General features: G+C 68.9%; 14 protein-coding genes and 1 pseudogene. 7 read left to right on the forward strand and 8 right to left on the reverse strand.

Features of this window, described 5'->3' with window-relative positions; genetic code table 11:
- Positions 1-16: 16 nt before the first annotated feature.
- Complete coding sequence (gene rpsI, locus ACFZAX_RS07730; protein WP_266705178.1) at positions 17-541, forward strand: 30S ribosomal protein S9; 525 nt, start codon at positions 17-19, stop codon at positions 539-541.
- Between the two features lie 223 nt (positions 542-764).
- A complete protein-coding gene (gene glmM, locus ACFZAX_RS07735; protein WP_390960045.1) occupies positions 765-2,123 on the forward strand; it encodes a phosphoglucosamine mutase in 1,359 nt (452 codons plus the stop codon).
- A 64-nt stretch (positions 2,124-2,187) separates the two neighbouring features.
- On the opposite strand, the gene coaA is transcribed toward glmM, so the two are convergent.
- From coaA to ACFZAX_RS07750, 3 genes are all read right to left on the reverse strand, one after another.
- On the reverse strand, positions 2,188-3,183 hold the full coding sequence (gene coaA, locus ACFZAX_RS07740; RefSeq protein WP_390960047.1) for a type I pantothenate kinase: 996 nt from the start codon (positions 3,181-3,183) through the stop codon (positions 2,188-2,190).
- A gap of 228 nt (positions 3,184-3,411) precedes the next feature.
- Entirely contained in the window at positions 3,412-4,191 is a 780-nt protein-coding gene (locus tag ACFZAX_RS07745) for a hypothetical protein (protein ID WP_390960049.1), read from the reverse strand.
- Complete coding sequence (locus ACFZAX_RS07750; protein WP_390960050.1) at positions 4,188-7,688, reverse strand: FG-GAP-like repeat-containing protein; 3,501 nt, start codon at positions 7,686-7,688, stop codon at positions 4,188-4,190. Before ACFZAX_RS07750 ends, ACFZAX_RS07745 begins: the two co-directional genes overlap by 4 nt.
- Before the next feature lie 731 nt (positions 7,689-8,419).
- Here ACFZAX_RS07750 and ACFZAX_RS07755 point away from each other — a divergent pair.
- Together ACFZAX_RS07755 and ACFZAX_RS07760 are read left to right on the forward strand one after the other, a co-directional pair.
- A complete protein-coding gene (locus tag ACFZAX_RS07755; RefSeq protein WP_390960051.1) occupies positions 8,420-16,093 on the forward strand; it encodes a polymorphic toxin-type HINT domain-containing protein in 7,674 nt (2,557 codons plus the stop codon).
- Entirely contained in the window at positions 16,093-16,353 is a 261-nt protein-coding gene (locus tag ACFZAX_RS07760; RefSeq protein WP_390960052.1) for a hypothetical protein, read from the forward strand. Before ACFZAX_RS07755 ends, ACFZAX_RS07760 begins: the two co-directional genes overlap by 1 nt.
- A gap of 137 nt (positions 16,354-16,490) precedes the next feature.
- Here ACFZAX_RS07760 and ACFZAX_RS07765 read toward each other — a convergent pair whose 3' ends face one another.
- The 3 genes and pseudogenes from ACFZAX_RS07765 to ACFZAX_RS07775 form a co-directional block, all read right to left on the reverse strand.
- Positions 16,491-17,798, reverse strand: a complete 1,308-nt coding sequence (locus tag ACFZAX_RS07765) for a tyrosine-type recombinase/integrase (protein WP_390960053.1) — start codon at positions 17,796-17,798, stop codon at positions 16,491-16,493.
- Entirely contained in the window at positions 17,798-18,022 is a 225-nt protein-coding gene (locus tag ACFZAX_RS07770) for a helix-turn-helix domain-containing protein (RefSeq protein ID WP_390960083.1), read from the reverse strand. The genes ACFZAX_RS07765 and ACFZAX_RS07770 overlap by 1 nt, the downstream gene beginning before the upstream one ends.
- A gap of 26 nt (positions 18,023-18,048) precedes the next feature.
- Positions 18,049-18,330 (reverse strand): annotated as a pseudogene (locus ACFZAX_RS07775) (replication initiator); the annotation flags it as partial.
- Between the two features lie 41 nt (positions 18,331-18,371).
- Here ACFZAX_RS07775 and ACFZAX_RS07780 point away from each other — a divergent pair.
- Positions 18,372-18,494, forward strand: coding sequence for a hypothetical protein (locus tag ACFZAX_RS07780; protein WP_390960054.1), 123 nt, complete (start codon positions 18,372-18,374; stop codon positions 18,492-18,494).
- A gap of 537 nt (positions 18,495-19,031) precedes the next feature.
- On the opposite strand, the gene ACFZAX_RS07785 is transcribed toward ACFZAX_RS07780, so the two are convergent.
- Both ACFZAX_RS07785 and ACFZAX_RS07790 read right to left on the reverse strand, forming a co-directional pair.
- A complete protein-coding gene (locus ACFZAX_RS07785) occupies positions 19,032-19,277 on the reverse strand; it encodes a hypothetical protein (protein WP_004000830.1) in 246 nt (81 codons plus the stop codon).
- Positions 19,265-19,507 carry a hypothetical protein gene (locus ACFZAX_RS07790; RefSeq protein ID WP_390960055.1) on the reverse strand — a complete coding sequence of 81 codons (243 nt, stop codon included), beginning with the start codon at positions 19,505-19,507 and terminating at the stop codon, positions 19,265-19,267. The genes ACFZAX_RS07785 and ACFZAX_RS07790 overlap by 13 nt, the downstream gene beginning before the upstream one ends.
- A 282-nt stretch (positions 19,508-19,789) precedes the next feature.
- Between ACFZAX_RS07790 and ACFZAX_RS07795 the strand changes: the two genes are divergently transcribed.
- Entirely contained in the window at positions 19,790-20,509 is a 720-nt protein-coding gene (locus ACFZAX_RS07795; protein WP_390960084.1) for an XRE family transcriptional regulator, read from the forward strand.
- 2 nt (positions 20,510-20,511) lie between these two features.
- Positions 20,512-20,982, forward strand: coding sequence for an NUDIX domain-containing protein (locus ACFZAX_RS07800; RefSeq protein WP_390960056.1), 471 nt, complete (start codon positions 20,512-20,514; stop codon positions 20,980-20,982).
- The last annotated feature ends 184 nt before the right edge of the window (positions 20,983-21,166 follow it).

Raw genomic sequence — 21,166 nt, forward strand, 5'->3', positions numbered from 1 at the left:
AGATCTGAGGAGCATCGTGGCCGAGACCACTGTTGAGACCGTCGAGGGCACCGAGGGCGAGGAGACCTTCGCCGAGGTGACCACCTTCGAGTCCGAGGTCCCCGTCGAGGGTGAGTACACCTCCGAGTCGCTCGCCGGCCGCTTCGGCGACCCGCAGCCCGCCGCCGGCCTTGGCCGTCGCAAGAACGCCATCGCCCGCGTCCGGATCGTTCCGGGCACCGGCAAGTGGAAGATCAACGGTCGCACCCTTGAGGACTACTTCCCCAACAAGGTGCACCAGCAGGAAGTCAACGAGCCCTTCAAGGTGCTCGAGCTCGACAACCGCTACGACGTCATCGCCCGCATCTCGGGTGGCGGCGTCTCGGGTCAGGCCGGCGCCCTGCGCCTCGGCGTCGCCCGTGCGCTGAACGAGGCTGACGTGGACAACAACCGCGCCACGCTGAAGAAGGCCGGCTTCCTCTCCCGCGACGACCGTGCGGTCGAGCGCAAGAAGGCCGGTCTCAAGAAGGCCCGCAAGGCCCCGCAGTACAGCAAGCGCTAAATCCCGCCTGCTCGTCTGCTTCACACGTTCGCCCCGGCGGCACACACCGTGCTGTCGGGGCGTTCGTTTATCGCCTCTCACGGGCGTATAACGGCATAAGACGTTCATCGGCACATCCGGGCCCTTCGCGCCTCGATACGGGCGAAGTGTGACGGTTGGCGCTCTTCTGCCTGTTGTTAATTGTTGTGCTTTTGCGGTTGTCGGAGCATTTCGGAGGACACCAGTGGGACGACTCTTCGGTACGGACGGCGTGCGCGGGGTCGCCAACGCGGATCTCACGGCCGAGCTGGCGCTCGGTCTGTCGGTCGCGGCGGCGCACGTACTCGCCGAAGCGGGCACCTTCGAGGGGCACCGTCCCACGGCCGTGGTCGGCCGCGACCCCCGGGCCTCCGGAGAGTTCCTCGAAGCCGCCGTGGTGGCGGGTCTCGCCAGCGCGGGCGTCGACGTCCTGCGGGTCGGTGTGCTGCCCACGCCGGCCGTGGCGTACCTCACCGGCGTGCTCGGCGCCGACATCGGCGTGATGCTCTCCGCCAGCCACAACGCCATGCCCGACAACGGCATCAAGTTCTTCGCGCGCGGCGGCCACAAGCTCGCCGACGAGCTGGAGGACCGCATCGAGACCGTCTACGACCAGCACCGCACCGGCGCGCCCTGGGCCCGCCCCACCGGCGCCGGAGTGGGTCGCGTCACCGACTACACCGAGGGCTTCGAGCGGTACGTCGCCCACCTCATCGGCGTCCTGCCGAACCGGCTCGACGGCCTCAAGGTGGTGCTCGACGAGGCGCACGGCGCCGCCGCCTACGTCTCCCCGGAGGCGTTCGCCCGGGCCGGCGCGGAGGTCGTCACCATCGGCGCCGACCCCGACGGCCTCAACATCAACGACGGCTGCGGCTCCACCCACCTCTCCCTCCTCCAGGCCGCCGTGGTCGAGAACGGTGCCGACTTCGGCATCGCGCACGACGGCGACGCCGACCGCTGCCTCGCCGTCGACGCCCAGGGCAACGAGGTCGACGGCGACCAGATCCTCGCCGTCCTCGCCCTCGCGATGCGCGACGCCGGACAGCTGCGCGGCAACACCGTCGTCGGCACCGTCATGTCGAACCTCGGCTTCAAGATGGCCATGGAGCGCGAGGGCATCGAGCTCGTCCAGACCGCGGTCGGTGACCGGTACGTCCTGGAGTCCATGAAGGCCGAGGGGTACGCGCTCGGCGGCGAGCAGTCCGGCCACGTCATCGTGCTGGACCACGCCACCACCGGCGACGGCACCCTGACCGGCCTGATGCTGGCGGCCCGCGTCGCCGCCACCGGCCGCACCCTCGCCGAGCTGGCGGGCGTCATGCGGCGTCTCCCGCAGGTCCTCGTCAACGTCCCCGACGTCGACAAGTCCCGCGTCTCCACCTCCGCCGAACTGGCGGCCGCCGTCGCCGATGCCGAGCGCGAACTCGGCGCCACCGGACGGGTGCTGCTCCGCAAGTCCGGCACCGAGCCGCTGGTACGCGTCATGGTGGAGGCCGCCGACTTCGGCCAGGCCCAGGCCATCGCGGGCCGGCTGGCCGACGTGGTGAAGTCGGCTCTGGGCTGAGGCTTCTGACGGCACGTCGTGGCGGGGCGGTTCCTTGCGGAACCGCCCCGCTTTTCTGTCCCTTCTACAGCTTCCGCAAAGAGAGCCGCTGGACCTTGTGGTCCGGGCCCTTGCGCAGCACCAGCGTGGCGCGGCTGCGGGTGGGCGCCACGTTCTCCAGCAGGTTCGGCTTGTTGATGGTCCGCCAGGTGGTGCGCGCGTACTCCATGGCCTCCTCCTCGGAGACCTGGGTGTACTTCGTGAAGTACGAGGACGGGTCCTGGAACGCCGTCTCGCGGAGCTTGCGGAACCGGTCGAGGTACCAGCTCTCGATGTCCTCCGCGCGCGCGTCCACGTACACGCTGAAGTCGAAGTAGTCCGCGAGCCCCACCCTGGTCCTGCCGTCGCTGCCGGGCAGCGCGGGCTGGAGGACGTTCAGCCCCTCCACGATCAGGATGTCCGGGCGCCGCACCGTGAGGCGCTCGCCGGGCACGATGTCGTAGATCAGGTGCGAGTAGACGGGGGCGGTGACCTCCTCCTTCCCCGACTTGATGTCCGCGACGAACCGGGTCAGCGCCCGCCGGTCGTACGACTCCGGGAACCCCTTCCGCGAGGTCAGCCCCCGCGCCCGCAGATCCTTCATCGGCAGCAGGAACCCGTCCGTGGTCACCAGCTCCACCCGGGGGTGCTCGGGCCACCGCGCCAGCAGCGCCTGGAGCAGCCGGGCGCTGGTCGACTTGCCGACCGCCACGCTCCCCGCGACCCCTATGACGAACGGGGTACCGCGCTGCGCCCCGTGGCCGTTGCCCGCGTCCCCGAGGAAGGTGTTCAGGGCGCCGCGCAGGCCCGAGGTGGCCTGGACGTACAGGTTGAGCAGCCGGGAGAGCGGGAGGTAGACCTCGCGCACCTCGTCGAGGTCGATGACGTCACCGAGCCCGCGCAGCCGCTCCACCTCCTCGGCGGTCAGCGGCAGGGGGGTCTTGTCCCGGAGGGCACTCCACTCGGCGCGCGAGAGGTCGACATAGGGCGTCGGCCCGTGCTCGGTGCGACGCTGGCTGCCACGGGGCGGCGTTGTGATCACGTATTCATTGTTACGGGAGTTTGAACGGAGCGGGGGGTGGGGTCCCTCACGCGGGCGTGGGGTTGCGCGGGGCGGGATTGCGCGGCGCGGGGTTGCGCGGCGTGGGGTCGCGCGGGGCGGGAGGTTCGACGGGGCGTGGGGTCGCGCTGTGCGGGCCTCGCCCGGACGCGGCTGCGGGCCCGTACCCCGGGTGGGGTGCGGGCCCGCAGAGGAAGCCGGTGGGCCGGTTCAGGCCAGGGCCACGGACTGCGCCTCGACCACCGCGGGCGGTACGGCGAGGCCCTCGGAGGCCTTGGCCGCCTTGGTCGCTTCGGTCCCCGCAGTCCCCTCGGAGGCCGTGGTGGTGAAGAGGGCGATGGTGGTGCCCCGGCGCATGACGGCGATCTTCTCGGGCCTGTCCGTACCCTCCGCCCCGCCGACGCGTTGCGTGATACCGAAGCCCATCGCCTGGTCGGCGCCCTGGGGCGCGAGCTCCCGGGCGGCGGCGGTGACCCGGTGCTCCGTGCCGGAGAGCGTGAGGGTGAAGCCGTGGGCGCAGGCGTCGGCCGCGTCGGAGAGCGCGGTCATGGCGGTGGTGGCCTTCTCCTCGTCCTCGTAGACGGTGAGGGTGACGGTGGTGGTGAGGCCGTCGCCGGTGACCCGGCGGAAGACGGTGTCCTCGGGGGAGCCGAGGGCGGTGCCGGCGACCGCGCGGGCCAGCGGCCCGCACGGCTTGTCCGCCGCGACGTCCTTGGGCCGGGGGGCCTGGGCGCCGGTCGGGGTGGTGACGGTCGCCCCGGGGATGCTGCCGGTCTTCAGGGCCTTCGCGGTGAGACCGGCGGCGTCGGTGGGGGCGGGGCTGGCGGCCCCCATGCGCTGCAGACCGCCGTTGCCGCCCCCGCCGCCGCTTCCGGCGACGGAGCAGGCCGACACGAGGACCAGGGTCGAGGCCGACACCGCGCAGGCGGTGATCCTGCGGACGGCGGCGCCGTGCGCGTACCGCCCGGAGACGGAGGTGCGGCGGGTCATCCCATGGCCTTCTTGCCGGACCAGCCACCGCTGATCACCGTGACGGGGGCGCCCAGCGTGGTGGCGCCGCCCTTGAAGAACTTCACCGTGCCGTCGGCGGCCAGCGCCCAGATGTCGGGGATGCCGTCCTGGCTGACGTCCGCGGTTCCGGTCATCACCGGGTAGGCGGTCGCGCCCCAGCCCGTGGCGTACTCGATGTCGGCACCCGAGAGGGAGGCGGCCGCGCTGCCCAGGGAGGCCAGGCTGGTGCCGCCCGCCGCGTCCGTCTTGCCGAGGCGCAGGAGCAGACGGTCCGAACCGAAGGTGCGGTAGATCAGGTCCGCCGCTCCGTCCTTGTTCACGTCCCCGATGTTGACGAGGTCGCGGGAGGTCCAGGAGGCCCCGGACAGGGTGGTCGCGGTCTGGAAGATGCCTCCGGTGTAGCCGGTGAAGGCCCACACAGCGTCACCGGCGGTCGCCAGCATGTCCGGCCGGCCGTCGCCGGTGATGTCCCCGGCCGCGAGGATCTGGGTGAACGTCGACGGGTCGGGGGCGTTCGACGGGAACCTGACCTCGGTGCGCCGGTCGATGTCGACGCTGCCGTAGCCGTCCCCCCGGTAGATGTAGACCTTGCCGTCGGGCATCCGCGCGACGAGGTCCTGCACACCGTCGCCGGGCACGAAGTCACCGTTGTGCGTGATCAGCGCGGGCTTACCGTCCTTGTCCAGCCAGTAGGTGCCGTAGTCGGAGACGCCGTCCTCGTCGAGGTCGTCCTCCAGGCTGACGCCGTTCTTGTACGCACCGACGAGCGAGGTGTGGATGTCACCGGAGAAGGTCGCGGGGTAGAGCCGCAGGTCGCCGGTGCCGTCCAGCAGATACAGGTCGGCGGCCTTGTCGCCCGTGACGTCTCCGGCCGCGTCCTTGCTGTCCCGCGGGGTGACGTAGTGGACGTACATCGTCGGTGAGGACGAGGTGTTGCCCGCGCTGTCGACGGCCTTCACGTAGAGGACCGAAGGGCCCGCCGTCAGCGGCTTGAGCGCCACGGTGGCCGAGGCGCCGGCGGCGACGGTGACCGAGTTGTTCAGGGCGGTGCTGTTGAACGAGTAGAGGTACTTGACCGTGTCGGGCGAGCCGGCCGGGCTGAAGGTGAAGTTGCCGGCCGTGCCGAAGAGGACCTTGCTCCAGGTGGAGGCGTTCCCGTCGTCCTCGGGGAAGTCGGTGGAGGTGACGTCGGGGGAGTTCGGCGCCGATGAGTCGTAGACGAAGCCGCAGTTGGCCGTCGACGGCGGTCCGTACGTGGACGAGGACCCCGAGGAGTCGAGGGCCCGGACCGCCCAGAAGTAGGTCTTGCCGTTGGTGAACTCGCTCGCGGTGCCGTCCGCGCCGTCGATGGTCACGCTGGCGGCGCCGGTCGAGTCCACGGTGCGGTTGCCGTCGTACAGCCGGGTGCTGCTGCCGGACTGCCACACCGCGAAGTTGAGGTACTTCAGGTCGCCGTCGGGGTCACTCGACTTGGCGGACAGCGTCACGTCGCTGAGACCGATCGACGGGTAGGGGCTGACGGTGTCGCAGCCGGTGCCGGGGGTGATGTCGAGCTTGGTGGGCTCGGCGGGCTTCCGGTTGTACGTCATGACGATCTTCGGCGCGCCCTCGCCCTCGGCCTTGAACTTCTTCCAGGACGTCGACGAGTCCTCGTTGGTCGCCTGGAGGCCGATGGTCAGCTCGGTGGCGCCGCTGTTCGCCTGGGTCTGGGCGACCGACTTGCCGTCGTACACCACGTACGCGTCCGGGCAGGCCGAACTCCAGCCGTTGGCGAAGGACTTGGCGCCGATCTTGGTGCTCCAGGACGGCTGGTTGTTCCAGGTGGTCTTGGAGGAGATGCCGCCGGTGTGCCAGATCTGCATCTCGCGCGCCGTGCACGACCAGGCGTAGGTCTCGTAGAGCCTGATCTCGGCCTTGGTGACGGTGGCGCCCTTGATGCTGGAGGTCCAGCCGAGCCGGAAGAACGAGCGGGACAGACCGCCGGTGGTCGACTCGTAGCCGACACGGCCTTCGGTGGTACCGGTGTTGTAGTTCGCGCCGTCGTAGAAGCTGGACGTCGGGTACTTCTTGTACGTCGTCGTCCAGTTCTTCGTCTTGCCGGTGATCGACGGGTCGATGAAGACCGGCCAGACCGTGTCCGGGTCGGTCAGCAACGACTCGTCCGGCACGATGTCCAGCGTGGCGGAGCTGCTGCCCTCACCCGCCAGCGCGGCCTTCCCCAGAGCGGTCTTCGCACCGATCTGCGGCCCGGCGAGACCGGGCAGGGCGAACACGTCCGTGGACTCGGCGGCCGGCACGGCGTCGCGCAGTGCGGCCCGGGTGACCGTCCCGGAACGGTGATACGCGGACTGCTGGGCGGTGCCGCTCTCCGGGGAACCCCCGTCCAGGGTCTCCTGAGGATCCGGCGTGGCGGAGGGAGTGGGTGTCGCGGTCTCGTCCTCGGCGGCCGGGCCGTCGTCCACGGGGGCCGCGGTGTCGTCGGTGTCCGGCGCCTCGGAGTCGGCCGGAGCTTCGGTCAGTTCCTCGCCGGGCTCCTCGGAGTAGGCCGGAGCCGGTTCCTCGGTGGGCTCGGGCGCCTGCGGGTCCGCACCCTGGGTGACGGCGGGGTGACCGGCCGAGTCCCAGAGGTAGGGGGTCGGCGACACCGCGATCTCCGCCCCCGTGTCGTCCAGGGCGGTGACGGCCTGCGTCACCGGGTCGAGGTGGAAGGAGAGATCCGGCGACGTCAGGCGGTAGGAGAGCCCAGCCTCCCGCAGGCCTGCCGCGGCGGCGGCGTCACGGACCACCAGGACGTGGGTGAAGCCACTGTCCCGGGCGGTCAGCAGCAGGTCCACACCGTCGAGGACCCCACGGTAGAGCGCAGTGGCTCCGTCGATCTCCGGCTCCGGGAGGTCGCCCGGCCACCCCATGGTGACGGTGTGCCCGCCGGAGATCAGGGTGACCAGATCGTGGTAGGTCACCTCCTCGTCGGAGGCGGTCAGCGCGCGTGTGCCCGTGCTGTGGGGGACCGTGAACGATGCGGTGCGCACCGCGCCCTTGCCGGTGCCGGCGCTCTTGCCGCCGGTGCTGCCGCTGCCGTCCGAGAACACCACCGGGTCCGACGCGACGCGAGGGGCCCAGCCGTTCTTCGTACGGGCCAGGGTGGAGTCCAGTGGCTTCCAGGCCCCGTCCACCTCGGCGCGTACGGGGGCCGCACTCGCGGTGAGTTCGAAGCTGCCGTTCGGCAGCGCGAACGTCGTGGAAGTGGCGTTGCGTAGGGCGGTCACCTCGACGCGCTTCCCGGTGCGGACGGCCTGCTTCTGAGCGGCGTTCTCGTCGAGCGGGGCGGTGGCGGGCGACACGGGTGTGGCGGACTGGCGCACCGGGTCATCGGGGGCGGGCCCGAGCATGGCGAAACCGAGGCCGGCCGCGACGAGTGCCGCCACCCCCGCCGCAGTGCGCCGGACGGTTGCCCGGCTGGGACGACGACGTTCCACGGTGCTGGATTCCCTCCCCCGAAAAACGGCGGGCGCCCAACCGCGAGAACACCGGCAAACGGCACAGCCGTTTGCCGGGCGTTCCGTAGCTCACGCCTGCCGCAAAAATTTCCTGTTGGCCCCCGTCTCCCCCCGGAAATAGTCCAGGGGGAATGAATTCAGCCCCGACGGAGAAGGGCGGAACAAGAGCATGCCGGAAGAGACACACGACATCCATAGGTGTGCCCACCTTGTGAGAGTGGCTGTTGGGTGCACGTCAAGGTTGCGCTCGACGACGCGGATCACCTGTTGGGCTCGCACTGGCTTGACCTGTTGGTTCGGTGATCGGAGCAAAATGCTGCAGGTGGGGACGATTCATCCGCCGAGTTGCGCCTTTTGTGAGTGGATGGGGGTCCATGGGTGATCTCCGTAGAACTTTGATGTAAACAATCCGAATTCCCTTCTGGTCACCGATTGGTTAGCTAAGTGTAAATTGAACGTAAATAATGCGTGAGTGAAGTCACTCGAAGCAAAAAGTGTTTGACGAGTTGTGAAGGCGTGAGTGAATATTCGGCGAATCAATTAGCCTTCGGCGCCGTGTGCTTCCGCATGGATCGGCCGGTGGTCGGGATCGACTGTGGGGGGCCGCGGCCGTCGTGTGGGGATCGCTTTCATGGAGTGGCCGGGGGTATCTCCCCGGCACCCAAGCGCTGAGGCGCCGACGCAGGCGCGCAAGAGTTGGCGTCATCACGGTGGTCGCCACCGCCGTGACGATCGGCATGCTGCCGGCCTCGTACGCCGCACCGCCCCCGAACGACCGCGCGGGCGTCGACCTCGTCGACCTCCCCGCGGCCGAGCTGGCCGAGGGTGAGGACGGCGGCGGTCTCGCCGAACTGACGACGCCCGAGGTGCCTCCGACGGAGGACTACGAGCCGAAGAAGATCACCGCTCCGGTGGGGACCGGCATCACGACGCCGGCCACCGGGACGGTGGACGCGCTGGCGCCGGGTGAGACGCAGCCGATCAGTACGCTGCCGATCGGGATCGGCGCCCCGGCCACGGCGACCGCCGAGGAGACGACGGCGCTGGAGGGCGACTGGCAGGTCGCGTTGGCCAGCCAGGCGGAGTCCTCGGCCGCCGACGTCGAGGGTCTGGTCTTCACCGTGACCCCGCCCGCGGCTGCCACGGGTGACGCGGTGGTGGCCCTGGACTACACCGAGTTCGCCGAGTTGTACGGCGCGAACTGGGCGGACCGGCTCCAGTTGGTCAAGTTCCCCGAGTGCTTCCTGACGACTCCGGACGTCGAGGGCTGTGCGGAGCCGACCGAGGTGGACACCACCAACGTCGTCGCGCCGCAGGCCACCGATGTCGAGGGCGACGGTGTCCTCGACGGTGAGCGGCGCATCGAGGCGACCCTCGACGTCGCCGACCTGGCGGACACCGGTCCTGTGACGACGACGGCCGAGGCGACCTCGACCGGGACGATCTCGCAGGCCCTGTACGTCAAGCCGACCTCCGGTTCGGCCCCGCTGACCCGGATCGCGGCGCTGAGCGCCGCGTCCAACTCCGGTTCCTCGGTCTTCATGGCGACCTCGGCGGGCGGCGGTGCGAAGGGCGACTTCTCCGCGACCCCGCTGGCCAGCGCCGGTTCCTGGTCGGCCGGAGGCAACTCGGGCGGGTTCTCGTACACGTACAACCTCCAGGCGCCGAGCGTCCCCGGCGGCCCGGCCCCGAGCCTGTCCTTCGGGTACAGCTCGCAGGGTGTGGACGGGCGTACGTCGGCGACCAACAACCAGGCGTCGTGGATCGGTGACGGCTGGGACTACAACCCGGGTTCGATCACGCGGACGTACAAGACGTGCCGGGACGACACCGAGGGTGGCAACAACACCAAGCGCAAGACGAGCGACCTGTGCGAGGGCTCGGAGAACGCGACCCTGACCCTCGGCGGCACCACGACCGAGCTGGTCAAGGACGACGACGAGACGGGCAACGAGTGGGTCACCGCCAACGGTGACGGCTCGCGGGTGCGGCTGCTGAAGGACACCTCGCTGGGCAACGGCGACTCCCTCGGCGAGTACTGGGAGGTCACCACCCGCGACGGCACCGTCTACTACTTCGGCAAGCACAAGCTCCCCGGATGGAGCGACAACGGCACCGCCGCCGACGACCCGGTCACCAACTCCGTCCTGACCGTCCCCGTCTCGGGCAACCAGCCCGGCGAGGACTGCTACGACGCCGACTTCGCCAAGTCCTTCTGCACCCGCGGCTGGCGCTGGAACCTCGACTACGTCGTCGACACCTCCGGCAGCGCCATGTCCCTGTGGTGGGAGAAGGAGAAGTCCCTCTACGCCAAGAACATGAAGTTCAAGACCCCGGTCTCCTACGACCGGGGCGGCTACCTCAAGCGCATCGACTACGGCCAGCGCGCCAGCACCCTCTACAGCGCCGCGCCGCTCGCCCGCGTCGACTTCTCGGTGGACGAGCGCTGCTTCGTCGAGGACGGCATCGCGTGCTCCGAGGCGAACTTCACCTCGGGCGACTTCGCGAAGAACCACATCTGGTACGACACCCCCGCCGACCTCCTCTGCCAATCGGGCAAGGACTGCTACGTCCCGGTCCCGACCTTCTGGACCCGCAAGCGCCTGGCGCAGGTCACCACCTCCACCCAGCGCACCCAGGGCTCCACCGCTCTGTCGAAGGTCGACTCCTGGACCCTCCAGCAGTCACTGCCGTCCGAGCGCACGGACGAGGGCACCGCCCTCTGGCTGGACTCGATCACCCGCGCCGGCTATGGCACCGACGGTGAAACCGAGCCGCTGAACCCGGTCACCTTCGTCCCCAACACCCAGCCCATGCCGAACCGGGTACGGCGAGGTGAGAAGGACCCGAACCCGACGTTCGACCGGCTGCGCGTCGAGCGGATCATCAGCGAGTACGGCGGCGAGACCTTCGTCGACTACCGCGAGCCCACCGGCGCCTGCAAGAGCGGCTCCGGGTTCCCGGCGGTCGAGTCCAACACCGGCCTCTGCTACCCGGCGTACTGGCACCCGGACCCGGACAAGGTCGACGAGTCGATCGAGTGGTTCAACAAGTACGTCGTCGACCACGTCGAAGAGCTTCCTGCCGTCAAGGGCGTCGAGCCCGTCACCACCTCGTACGTCTACGGCGACAACGGTGACGCCAAGGGCGCCTGGGCCCTGAACCAGGCCGAGTTCTCCAAGAAGAAGACCCGCACCTACGACCAGTGGCGCGGCTTCAGCCGGGTCCGCACGGTCAGCGGCGCCGACTCCTCGGACACGTACGAGGGCAGTAAGCAGTCGATGTCCGAGGTCCGCTTCTTCCGTGGCATGAACGGGGACCCGCTCCCCGGTGGCGGCAAGCGCTCGGTGGTCGTCAACGACAACGACGGCGCCAAGATCGCCGACGACGACCTCGCCCTCCAGGGCCGCACGGCGGAGGAGCTCGACTACACCGCGAACAACGGCACCCTGGTCTCCCGGTCGGTGGACTACCCGAAGGTTGTGGAGCTGGCGAGCCGGACCCGTGACGGCGGCATCCCGGCCCTGAAGGCGTACCGGGTGCTGGACGACCACACCATCACCACCACCCGCTCCTCGGGCACCTACGACGTCAACGAGACGCGGCAATGGCGGTCGCTGCGCACCAACACCACGTACGACGACACCTACGGTCTCCCGCTCACCGTGGAATCCTTGGGTGACACCGGCAAAACCGGCGACGAGTCGTGCTCGGTGCTCAGTTACGTCCACAACACGGCGAAGAACCTGATCGGCCTGGACAAGGAGACGCTCACGACGGCCGGCACCTGCGCCGCCGCCGCGACCGCTCCGGTCTCCGCCCGTGTCGCCGGTTCCCGGGTCGCCTACGACGACCTGGCCTTCGGTGCCACCCCCACCACGGGTGCGGCGACCACCACCTGGTCGCTGAACGGGACGGGTGACGCCTGGCAGCAGACCGCCAAGCTCACCTACGACTCCCTCGGCCGTGTCCTGACCACGACCAACGCGAAGAACGAGACCGAGAAGACCACCTACACGCCGACCACCGGCCAGGTCTACTCGATCACCGAGGAGAACGCGAAGCACCACACCTCCACCACCTACCTGGAGCCGGGCCGCGGCACCACCTTGAAGGAGGTCGACGCCAACGGGCGCACGACCCTCTACCAGTACGACGCGCTGGGCCGCACCACCGCCGGATGGGCAACCTCGCAGGCCGCAACCGAAGACCCCTCGGTGAAGTTCGAGTACAGCACCGAGGAGGGGCAGCCCGTCAGTGTCACCAGCTCCACGCTGAAGGACGACGGCAGTGGCTACGACAACTCCATCGTTCTGTACGACGGTCTCGGCCGTGAACGCCAGCGCCAGGACCCGGCGGTCGGTGACGGACGCCTGATCACCGACACCATCTACAGCGCCAACGGCACCATCGCCCGCACCAACAACGGCTACTACGCCGAGGGCGAGCCGCAGCCGGTGATGTACGAGGTCGACTCCGACTTCAAGATCCCGAACGCGACCCTCTACACGTACGACGGCCAAGGCCGCATCCTTGCCGAGACCCCGTACATGGCGGGCGCCACCGTGCCCACCAAGGCGACGCGCTACGACTACGGCTACGACTGGTCCACGGTCATCCCGCCCACCGGCGGAGCGGCACAGCGGAGTTGGAGCGACGCGCTGGGACGGACGGTCCGGGTCGACACCTTCACGGACGCGGCCCGCACCGCGTACCGGTCGACCACGTACTCCTTCGACGCGCGCGGCGACCAGACCAAGGCCGAGGACTCGTCCAAGAACGTCTGGTCCTGGACCTACGACGCGCTCGGCGAGCAGCTCACGTCCACCGACCCGGACACGGGCACGAGCAGCACCACGTACGACGTGCTCGGGCGGCCCGAGACGACCACGGACAGCAAGCAGAACAAGGTCTGGTCGAAGTACGACGAGCTGGGCCGGGTGACCGAGCAGCGGAAGGACTCGTCCTCGGGCGAGTTGCTGACCTCGGCCACGTACGACACCGTCATCGGCGGACTCGGCCTGCCGGCCACGACCACCCGTTACACGGACGGGCTGCCCTACACCAGCACGGTCACCGGCTACACCCCGGAGTACGACCCGACCGGGACCAAGCTGACGCTGCCGGCGACGATCGCGGCGCAGTACGGCCTGCAGGAGACGTACGCCTACGCGTACGAGTACAGCAAGTCCGGTCAGCTGCAGTCGGCTTCGCTGCCGGCGGCGGGCGGTCTCTCCCCGGAGAAGATCGTCACCCGGTACAACGAGGACGGTCTGCCGGTCTCCACGTCGGGGATCGACTGGTACAACGCGGACACCGACTACAGCGTCTACGGCCAGGTCCTGCGCGCGGTCACGGGTGAGAACCCGAACCGGGTGTGGACGACCAACCTGTACGACGAGCGCACCGGTGAGCTGACGAAGGCGTACACCGACCGCGAGTCCACCAGTGACACCACCACTGTCCTGGGACACCGCGTCAACGTCCGTTCGTACGGGTACGACGCGGCGGGCAACGTCACCAGGATCGAGGACGCGGTCGACTCCAAGACCGACCGCCAGTGCTTCAGCTACGACGCGATCGGCCAGCTCACCGAAGCGTGGACGGCGTCCGACACCGCGTGCGCGGTGACGTCGGCCGGTATTCCGAGCGCGCCGACCATAGGCGCGGACGGCGACGGTTACCACAAGTCGTACACGTACGACGCGATGGGCAACCGCAAGAAGGAGGTCGACCACTACCTCGGCACCGTCGGCACGACCACCACGGTGCTGGACCCGGCGAAGGACGCCACCACCGAGTACACCTACGGAAAGGCGGACGGCACCCAGCCGCACACCCTGACCGGGATGTCCTCCACCTACCTGACCGACGCCGGGGCCAAGGTCACCGAGGCCTCCAGCCGGACGTACGACAAGGCGGGCAACACCGAGACCCGCACGGACGGCGGCGACCAGCAGGGCCTGACCTGGACCTGGGACGGCAACCTGGAGACGGTCACCGGCTTCGGCGAAAGTGGTGCGGGCGCCTGGATGGGCTTGTCGGGCAAGTGCATCGACCTGTCGTCGTCCTCGACGGTCGCGGGGACCGCGCTCCAGCTCTACAGCTGCAACGGCACACGTGCCCAGCAGCTGAGGATCGAGGGCGCCTCGCCGACGGACTCCTCCAAGGGCGCGCTGAAGGTCCTCCAGCAGTGCGCGGAGCCCAAGGGCGGTGCGACGGCTGACGGTACGGCCGTCGTGATCGGCAAGTGCACCGGTGCCGCGGCGCAGCAGTGGGCGGTGGTCGAGTCCGGTCACAAGCTCAAGCACATGGCGTCCGGCAAGTGCCTGGTCGTCCCCGGGGCCAACTCGGCCGCGGGTACGGACCTGACGCTCGGTACGTGCGACGCGAGCGGGGCCGCCCAGTCCTGGGCGCCGGCCGACGAGACGAAGTACGTCTACGGACCCTCCGGCGAGCGTCTGATGGCGATCACCGCCAGCACCCGGACCCTCTACCTCGGCGAGGCCACGGTCTCGGTGAACGTGGACGGGACGCCGAACTACGCGGAGCGCTACTACCAGCAGGCCGGCGGCCCGGTGGTGATGCGACTCAAGCAGGGCAGTGGCGGCGAGCAGTTGTCGATGCAGGTGACCGACCAGAACGGCACCGCCTACATCAACGTCAAGCTCGACGCGGGCAACGCGGTGAAGTTCGAGAAGACGGACCCGTTCGGAGTGGCCCGCAAGGAGAACGCCAACTGGCTCTCCCACAAGGGCTACATCGGCGGCGACGACGACAACTCCACCGGTCTGGTCCACCTGGGTGCGCGTGAGTACGACGCCGAGACCGGGCGCTTCATATCCGCCGACCCGATGCTCGACCTGGCCGACCCGGTCCAGATGAACGGGTACGTCTACTGCGAGAACAACCCCGTCACCTTCGCCGACCCGAGCGGCATGATGATGGACTCCGTCGGCGGCGGTGGAGTCAGCGGAGGCGGCGCCGAAACAGCCGAAGAGGCCTGGGCCAACCAGCAGCTGCACACCTCGATGGCCCAGATCATCGTGAACGTCGGCTGGGCCGTGTTCAAGGAGTTCGTCGGCTGGAACGACGTCGTCAACTGCTTCTCCCGCGGCGATGTATGGGCCTGCGGCTCTCTGATCATCGACGCCATCCCGTGGTCCGCGGTCTTCAGCAAGGGCAAGAAGATCTGGCGCGCGGTCGAGAAGACCTTCAGCGCGATCAGTGCCTGGCGCAAGGCCCAGGAGAAGGCCCGAAAGATCATTGCCGCTGCGAAGGCAGCTCGTGAGGCTGCCAAGGCGGCTGCGGCGGCGGCCAAGGCGGCAGCCAAGAAGGCCGCGCAGGCGGCAGCTAAGAAGGCCAAGCAGGCAGCGGTCAGAGCTGCCAAGAAGGGCGCGGAGAAGACCGGGAACGCGCTCCAGAAGACCAAGAAGGCGGTGGCCAAGGGCAACGAGAAGGTCAAGAGCGTCGCCCAGAAGGTCACGGGCAAGGGGAAGAAGGAGAACGGCAAGGCAGGAGACGCCGAGGGCGGGTCCAGCGGCGCCAGCTGTCCGATCGACCAGCCGAACAGTTTCGTGCCGGGCACGCTGGTGGTGATGGCCGACGGTTCCACGAAGCCGATCGAAAAGGTCAAGAACGGCGACGAGGTTCTGGCCACTGATCCTGAAACCGGTGAGACGACGACCGAGGTCGTCACCGCAGAAATCACCGGTGAAGGCTTCAAGTACCTCGTCAAGGTCACCATCGACACGGACGGTGAGAAGGGCGACAAGACCGCTTCCGTCACGGCGACCGACAACCACCCGTTTTGGGTGGAGGCCGTGGGGGAGTGGGTCGACGCCACCGACCTGAAGTCCGGCGAATGGCTCCGGACCAGCGCCGGCACTTACGTCCGGATCACGGCAATTGAACGATGGACGGCCCCGGATGCGACTGTCCACAACCTCACCGTCAATGACCTCCACACGTACTATGTGCTGGCGGGGGCTACGCCGATCCTCGTTCACAACTGCGATGGCGGCGTCGATTGGGTCAACGAGAACGCAAATATGAGTTCCGCAGCGCGGGCTTATGATGCTGGGGCGGCGGGTTCCAGGGCTGGCGTGGCCCCGGCGTTGCAGTACTACAAGGCTGGCGGGAATCGCCTGTCTCAGATCAAATTCGATGGGTTTGATGCGGCCAACGGCGTGATGATCGACCGAAAGGTGAGCGTCACAACCTTCAACAAGACATACCGACAAGCCATGAATCAATCTCTGGCGCTTGAGCAGAACGGTTACAGCGGCCGGTGGGAAGTCCCCACTGCGGCTGAGGCCGCGCGGGCTCGAAAAGTCCTCGGCGGCCTCCTGATCACCAACATTCGAGTGAGGGTCGTGCCCTGATGGATGTCAACAAGGTCCTGGTTCGCGCATTCGTAAGCCTCGTCGTATCGATCGACTTGACGGACGATGAAGATATTGATCCGGATATCGCGACGGACATTCTCGAACCTGCTGCCGCCCTGTTTCGTGATCTCTCGGAAGAGGGGCGTCGGGAAGTTACTTCCCTGGTCCTTGAGTGCGCCGAACTGGAAGAGAACCCGGAGCGCAAGAGGGTAATTCTGGGGCTTCCGGAAGCCATTGGTCTTCTCGATGAAGACTGATCAGCGGGAGGTGAGGCGTAACCTCTTCGCTCGATCCCGCAACCGTCGCACTGGTTATCGGTAGCAAAGTTGAAGCCCCGTCAGGCGAGTCCTGGCGGGGCTTCTGCGTGGGGTGACGGCAGTAGTTGACGGCAACGTCAGCGGACGAGCGCGGCGCAGGGCGGCGGTTCGTCGCCGTCGGCGTTACCTGTCCCGGTGTTCGTCGGGCCGTCGAGCGCGCTGCAGAGGGCGTCGATAGCGTCTCGCTGGAGGCGGAGCCTCACGTGGGCATAGACGGTGGCGGTGACGCCGATGTGGGCATGGCCGAGGAGTTCCTTGATCACGACGAGTTCGACGCCCTGCTCCAGAAGCAGGGTCGCGGTCGAATGGCGGAGGTCGTGGAAGCGGATGCGACGGAGGCCGGCCTTGCGGAGGAGCGTGGTGAAGGCGCGGGTGAGGTTGGGCGGGTCGATCGGCCTGCCCTGGGGAGTGGTGAACACGTACCCGTTGTGCTGCCACTCAGTTCCTGCCGCGTGCCGTTCGCGCTGCTGCTGCTCGTGGTGGTGCTTCAGCGAGTGGAGGCAGCGGGTGGGGAGGGCGATGCGGCGTTCGGAGGCGCGCGTTTTGGTTGGCAGCGTGGTGAGCCCGCCGGTGCTGGTGCGCTGGAGTGTGCGGCGGATGGCGGCGGTGCCCGCGTCGAAGTCGAGGTCCTCCCAGCGCAGGCCGAGGAGTTCGCCCTTGCGGAGTCCGGTGTGGAGGGCGAGTTCGAACAGTGCGTGCAGCCGGTGTCCGCGCGTGGGCGAGAGGAACTGGCGGGCTTCATCGGCGGTGAGTGGTTCGAAGCGCCGGGGCCGTGGAGTGCCGGTACGGACGTTGCGGGCGACGTTGCGCGGGATCTCCTCCTCACGCACGGCGTGCTCCAGGGCGGACTTGAGCACGGAGTGAACGTAGGCCAGGGTCAGGGGCGAGAGCTGCTTGGAGCAGCACTTTCCGGCGGCGCAGCAGCGGGGGTGTTCACGGGCGGCGTCGAGGCCGCGGGTGCAGCACTGGCAGGTGGTGCGGAGCTGATTGAGCCAAGTGCGGACGTCCTTGGCGGTGAGCTTGGCGAGCTTCTTCCGCCCGATGCCGGGGATCAGGTAGAGCCGGGCGACGGCGGTGTAGCGGGTGTGGGTGTTCTCGCGGAGCTGGTGGACGGCGACAGCGTCGAGCCAGTACGTCAGGTACGCGGACACGCTGCCCTGCGCGGACGGGATAGGGAGGCCGCGGTTGCTGGCGGCGATCTTCTCCGTGAGCTTGGCCAGGGCCTCCTTCCTGGTGGTGCCGTAAACGCGGATGCGCTTGCGGGTGTTGCCGGGGGCCAGCACGTATCCGGCCGCTTCCCAGCGGCTGTCCTTGCGCTGGTAGACAGTCCCGTCGCCGTTGGCTCGGACGCGGCGGGAGGCAGGGGTGTCGCGGGGCGTGGTCATCAGGCGGCGTCCTGTTCGAGGCGAATACGGATGAAGTCGGTGAGGGCGTGGGTGGGGATGCGGCGGGCGCGGCCGAGGGTGATCGAGGCGAGTTGCCCCGTGCGGAGTAGGTCGTAGACGGCGGAGCGGCCGAGCTGGAGGCGGGCCATGACCTGGGGCACGGTGAGCAGCTCCAGCGCCGGGGCCACCTCTGTGCGAAGGACGGCGAGCGGGGGCGAGGTCATCAGCAGCCCCCTTCGGCCGTGAACTGTCATTCCTGTTCCTTGCGGTGCCAGACGTGGGCGGCGAGGAGGCTCGCGCCGGGGCTGTAGCCCGAGCCGAGGTAGTCCCAGTGGCCGACGACGAGCGTGGTCGTCGGATCCGGTTCGGGCAGGCCGGCGTGGGCGCGGACCTGTTCGGTGCGCCAGGCGCGGCGAGCGTCGCGCAGCGCGCCCAAGGTGGTCGAGTAGCTGCGGGACTTGGTGGAGAAGTGGCCCCGGAAGCCGAGCATGTGCGCCCACTTCCAAAGCTTGAGATTGGTGAATTCCGGCAGGCCTGGCGGCCGGGCTCAAGCCGGGTGCGATGGTGCGGCCGGTGGAGCTGTTCGCCACGCCGTGGGCGCGGATCTTCAACGGTCAGCTCTCCGACGGCGTCCGCGCTGGCCGAATCGAAGAAGCGCCGGCAACAGCGGCCCTGACCATCGCCCGGGCAGCTTGACCAGCGGGTGAGCTGTTCAGAGTTTCTTTACTTGATCAAGGCGGTCCGCTGGCGCGGGCCGCCGCGCGCCGGCGGTCGGTGACCGCCGCCCGCTCCTGTCTGCCGCCCCGCTGGCGACGGCCGCCGACCACTCGGCGCGCAGAGCCCGGCAGCGTGGGCCGGACTACCAATCGGAAGCCCCGGTCCGACCGCTCAGCAGCAGCCTGGCCTGGCGCCTGAGAAGCACCCGGCGAGCTCGCGCCGCCCCGGACGCCCATGCTTGCCGGCTGGCTGGGGGCCGTGACGATGGAGATAACTGGGCTGATGCCGGTGCGGGGTTGAGCGAGACACACGTGGCGGGTGGTCGGTCGGCGCGCCCGCCGTCGGGGCTGACTTTCTGTGGCAGAGGCCAGAACCCCCACAGCCCTGGGCACGGCACGCACGGAGGGCCCATCCCTGCCGGGGCTGACGAGTGCGGGGGAGCCTTGTTCGGCTGCGCCCGGCAGGGACGGGAGTCGGGTGGTCAGCGCGGTGCGGCGCCTGGGCGAGCGAGGCGGGTCACGTCTGGCGCCAGGTCCGCCAGGGGCGGGTGATGATCTCCCGATAGGTGTGGTGGGACGGGTTCTGGCCGCAGTGCCGCAGGACCCAGTCCTGCGGTTCGGCGAAGTCCTCGCTTGTCGGCGAGGTCTCTCCGTCCACGGCGCACTGCATCGCGTAAAGGACCGGCTCCGCGTCCGGCTCGCGGTCGGGCTGGAGCGTCCAGGTCTCGTAGCGCAGGACCGAGCGAGGGGTCACCGTCCCCACCTCCGGTTGGCCACGGCCACCTTCGCGCTCAGCTCCTCCGTCGGAGTCGGCATACGTACGTCCTCGGGCGGCACGTCCCACTCCCGGCCGCCGCGCGGCGGCCGAAGCTGCACGTACGGTCCCACATGCCCCATCACCACGCCCACCTTGCCGCTCCGCCGGTCGACCACCAGGGCGCCGGCGTCGGGCGAGGCGGTGTGCCCGTCGGCATCAGGGGTGGGGACCGTCATCGTGACCACCCCGGCGAGGCGGCGCGCGACCGGGCGTCCAGTCGCAGGGCGGGAACACATGGGGTGGCGCTCATTCGCACGTTGACGCTCCTCGGCGGCGTTGATGCGGGCCCCTGGGCCTGTCGGTGCCGCAGGGTCGGCACCGATCCTCACGCCGGTCACCGGGACGAAGGAACCTCCACCAAACCCCACTCCGGGACGTCCCGCACCGTGTAGAACGTCCCTGGTGCCGTCCTGAGACGAAGGGGGAGACTCGTGCCGAACGAGAGACTACGAGCCGTCATGGCGGCGGGAGGCTGGACGTACGCCGCACTCGCTCAGCAGGTTGAGGTCGACCCCAAGTCGGTCGAGCGCTGGGTGAACCTCGGGCGTATCCCACGTCGTGCCACCGCCCTCCAGGCGGCCAAGGTCCTGGGAGAAGACGTGCACGCACTCTGGCCGGCGCTCCGCCAGGCCCGCCCCGCCCGCGCCATCAGCCCTGAACTGGTGGCGCTCTACGAGCAGCGGGCCGACCTCCCCGTTTCGACGTTCACCGGCCTGACGGCCCAGGCCCGGGAACGGATCGACATCCTCGTCTACGCGGCAGTCTTCCTCCACGAGGCGTACCCGCGACTGAACGAACTCCTCACCGAACGCGCCGCCGAAGGCTGCACCGTCCGTATCGCGATCGGGGACCCTGACAGCGACAACGTCCAAGCCCGCGGCCGAGAGGAGCGGTTCGGCCACGGCATCGAATCCCGCTGCCGCCTCGCACTCATGCACTACAGGCCGCTCGCCAGCACCCCGGGCATCCAAGTCCGCACCCACCAAACCACGCTCTACAACTCCCTCTACCGAGCCGACGACCAGCAACTCGTCAACGCCCATGTCTGGGGCGTCAACGCGTACGCCGCCCCCGTGTGGCATCTTCGCCGACACGAGGCAGGCGGCATGTTCGACACCTACGCCGAGAGCTTCGACGCGGTGTGGACGACGGCAACCCCCGTACGAGAGGAAGGCTGACCGTGGCCCGCACCGAGTACTACGACGAGCCGAACGCGCCCAAGCCGAACAGCATGGTCGTCGCCGCGTCCGCCGTCGTCACCGACGACCACGGGCGCATCCTCCTCCAGCGCCGCCGCGACAACGACCTATGGGCCCTGCCCGGAGGCGGTATGGACCTCACCGATTCCCTGCCAGGCACGGCCGTCCGTGAAGTCAAGGAAGAGACCGGCCTCGACGTAGAGATCACCGGCCTGGTCGGCACCTACACCGACCCGAAACACATCATCGCCTACACCGACGGCGAGGTCCGCCGCCAGTTCAACGTCTGCTTCACCGCCCGCATCACCGGCGGCCAACTGGCAATCTCCGACGAGTCCACCGAACTCTGGTTTGTACCGCCGGAAGAGATCGAGGAGTTGTCGATGCACCACACCCAACGACTCAGGCTCCAGCACTTCCTGGAACAGCGCCAGAAGCCGTACCTGGGCTGAACCGTCTGACGGCAGTAGCGACGGCAACAACCCCGCACAACCACGGACGCTCGCGCACGTCGCCGGACCAGAAAACCGCACTTGACCTGCAATGCCGGTGAGTTAGCGCGTCAGTGCAGGTCAGGTGGGGTGCTTGGTGGCTTTGAGTGTGTAGCGGACGTTACTGGGAGTACGGGGCTGGTCC

The organism is Streptomyces sp. NPDC008125 (assembly GCF_042957125.1).
Lineage (GTDB): Bacteria > Actinomycetota > Actinomycetes > Streptomycetales > Streptomycetaceae > Streptomyces.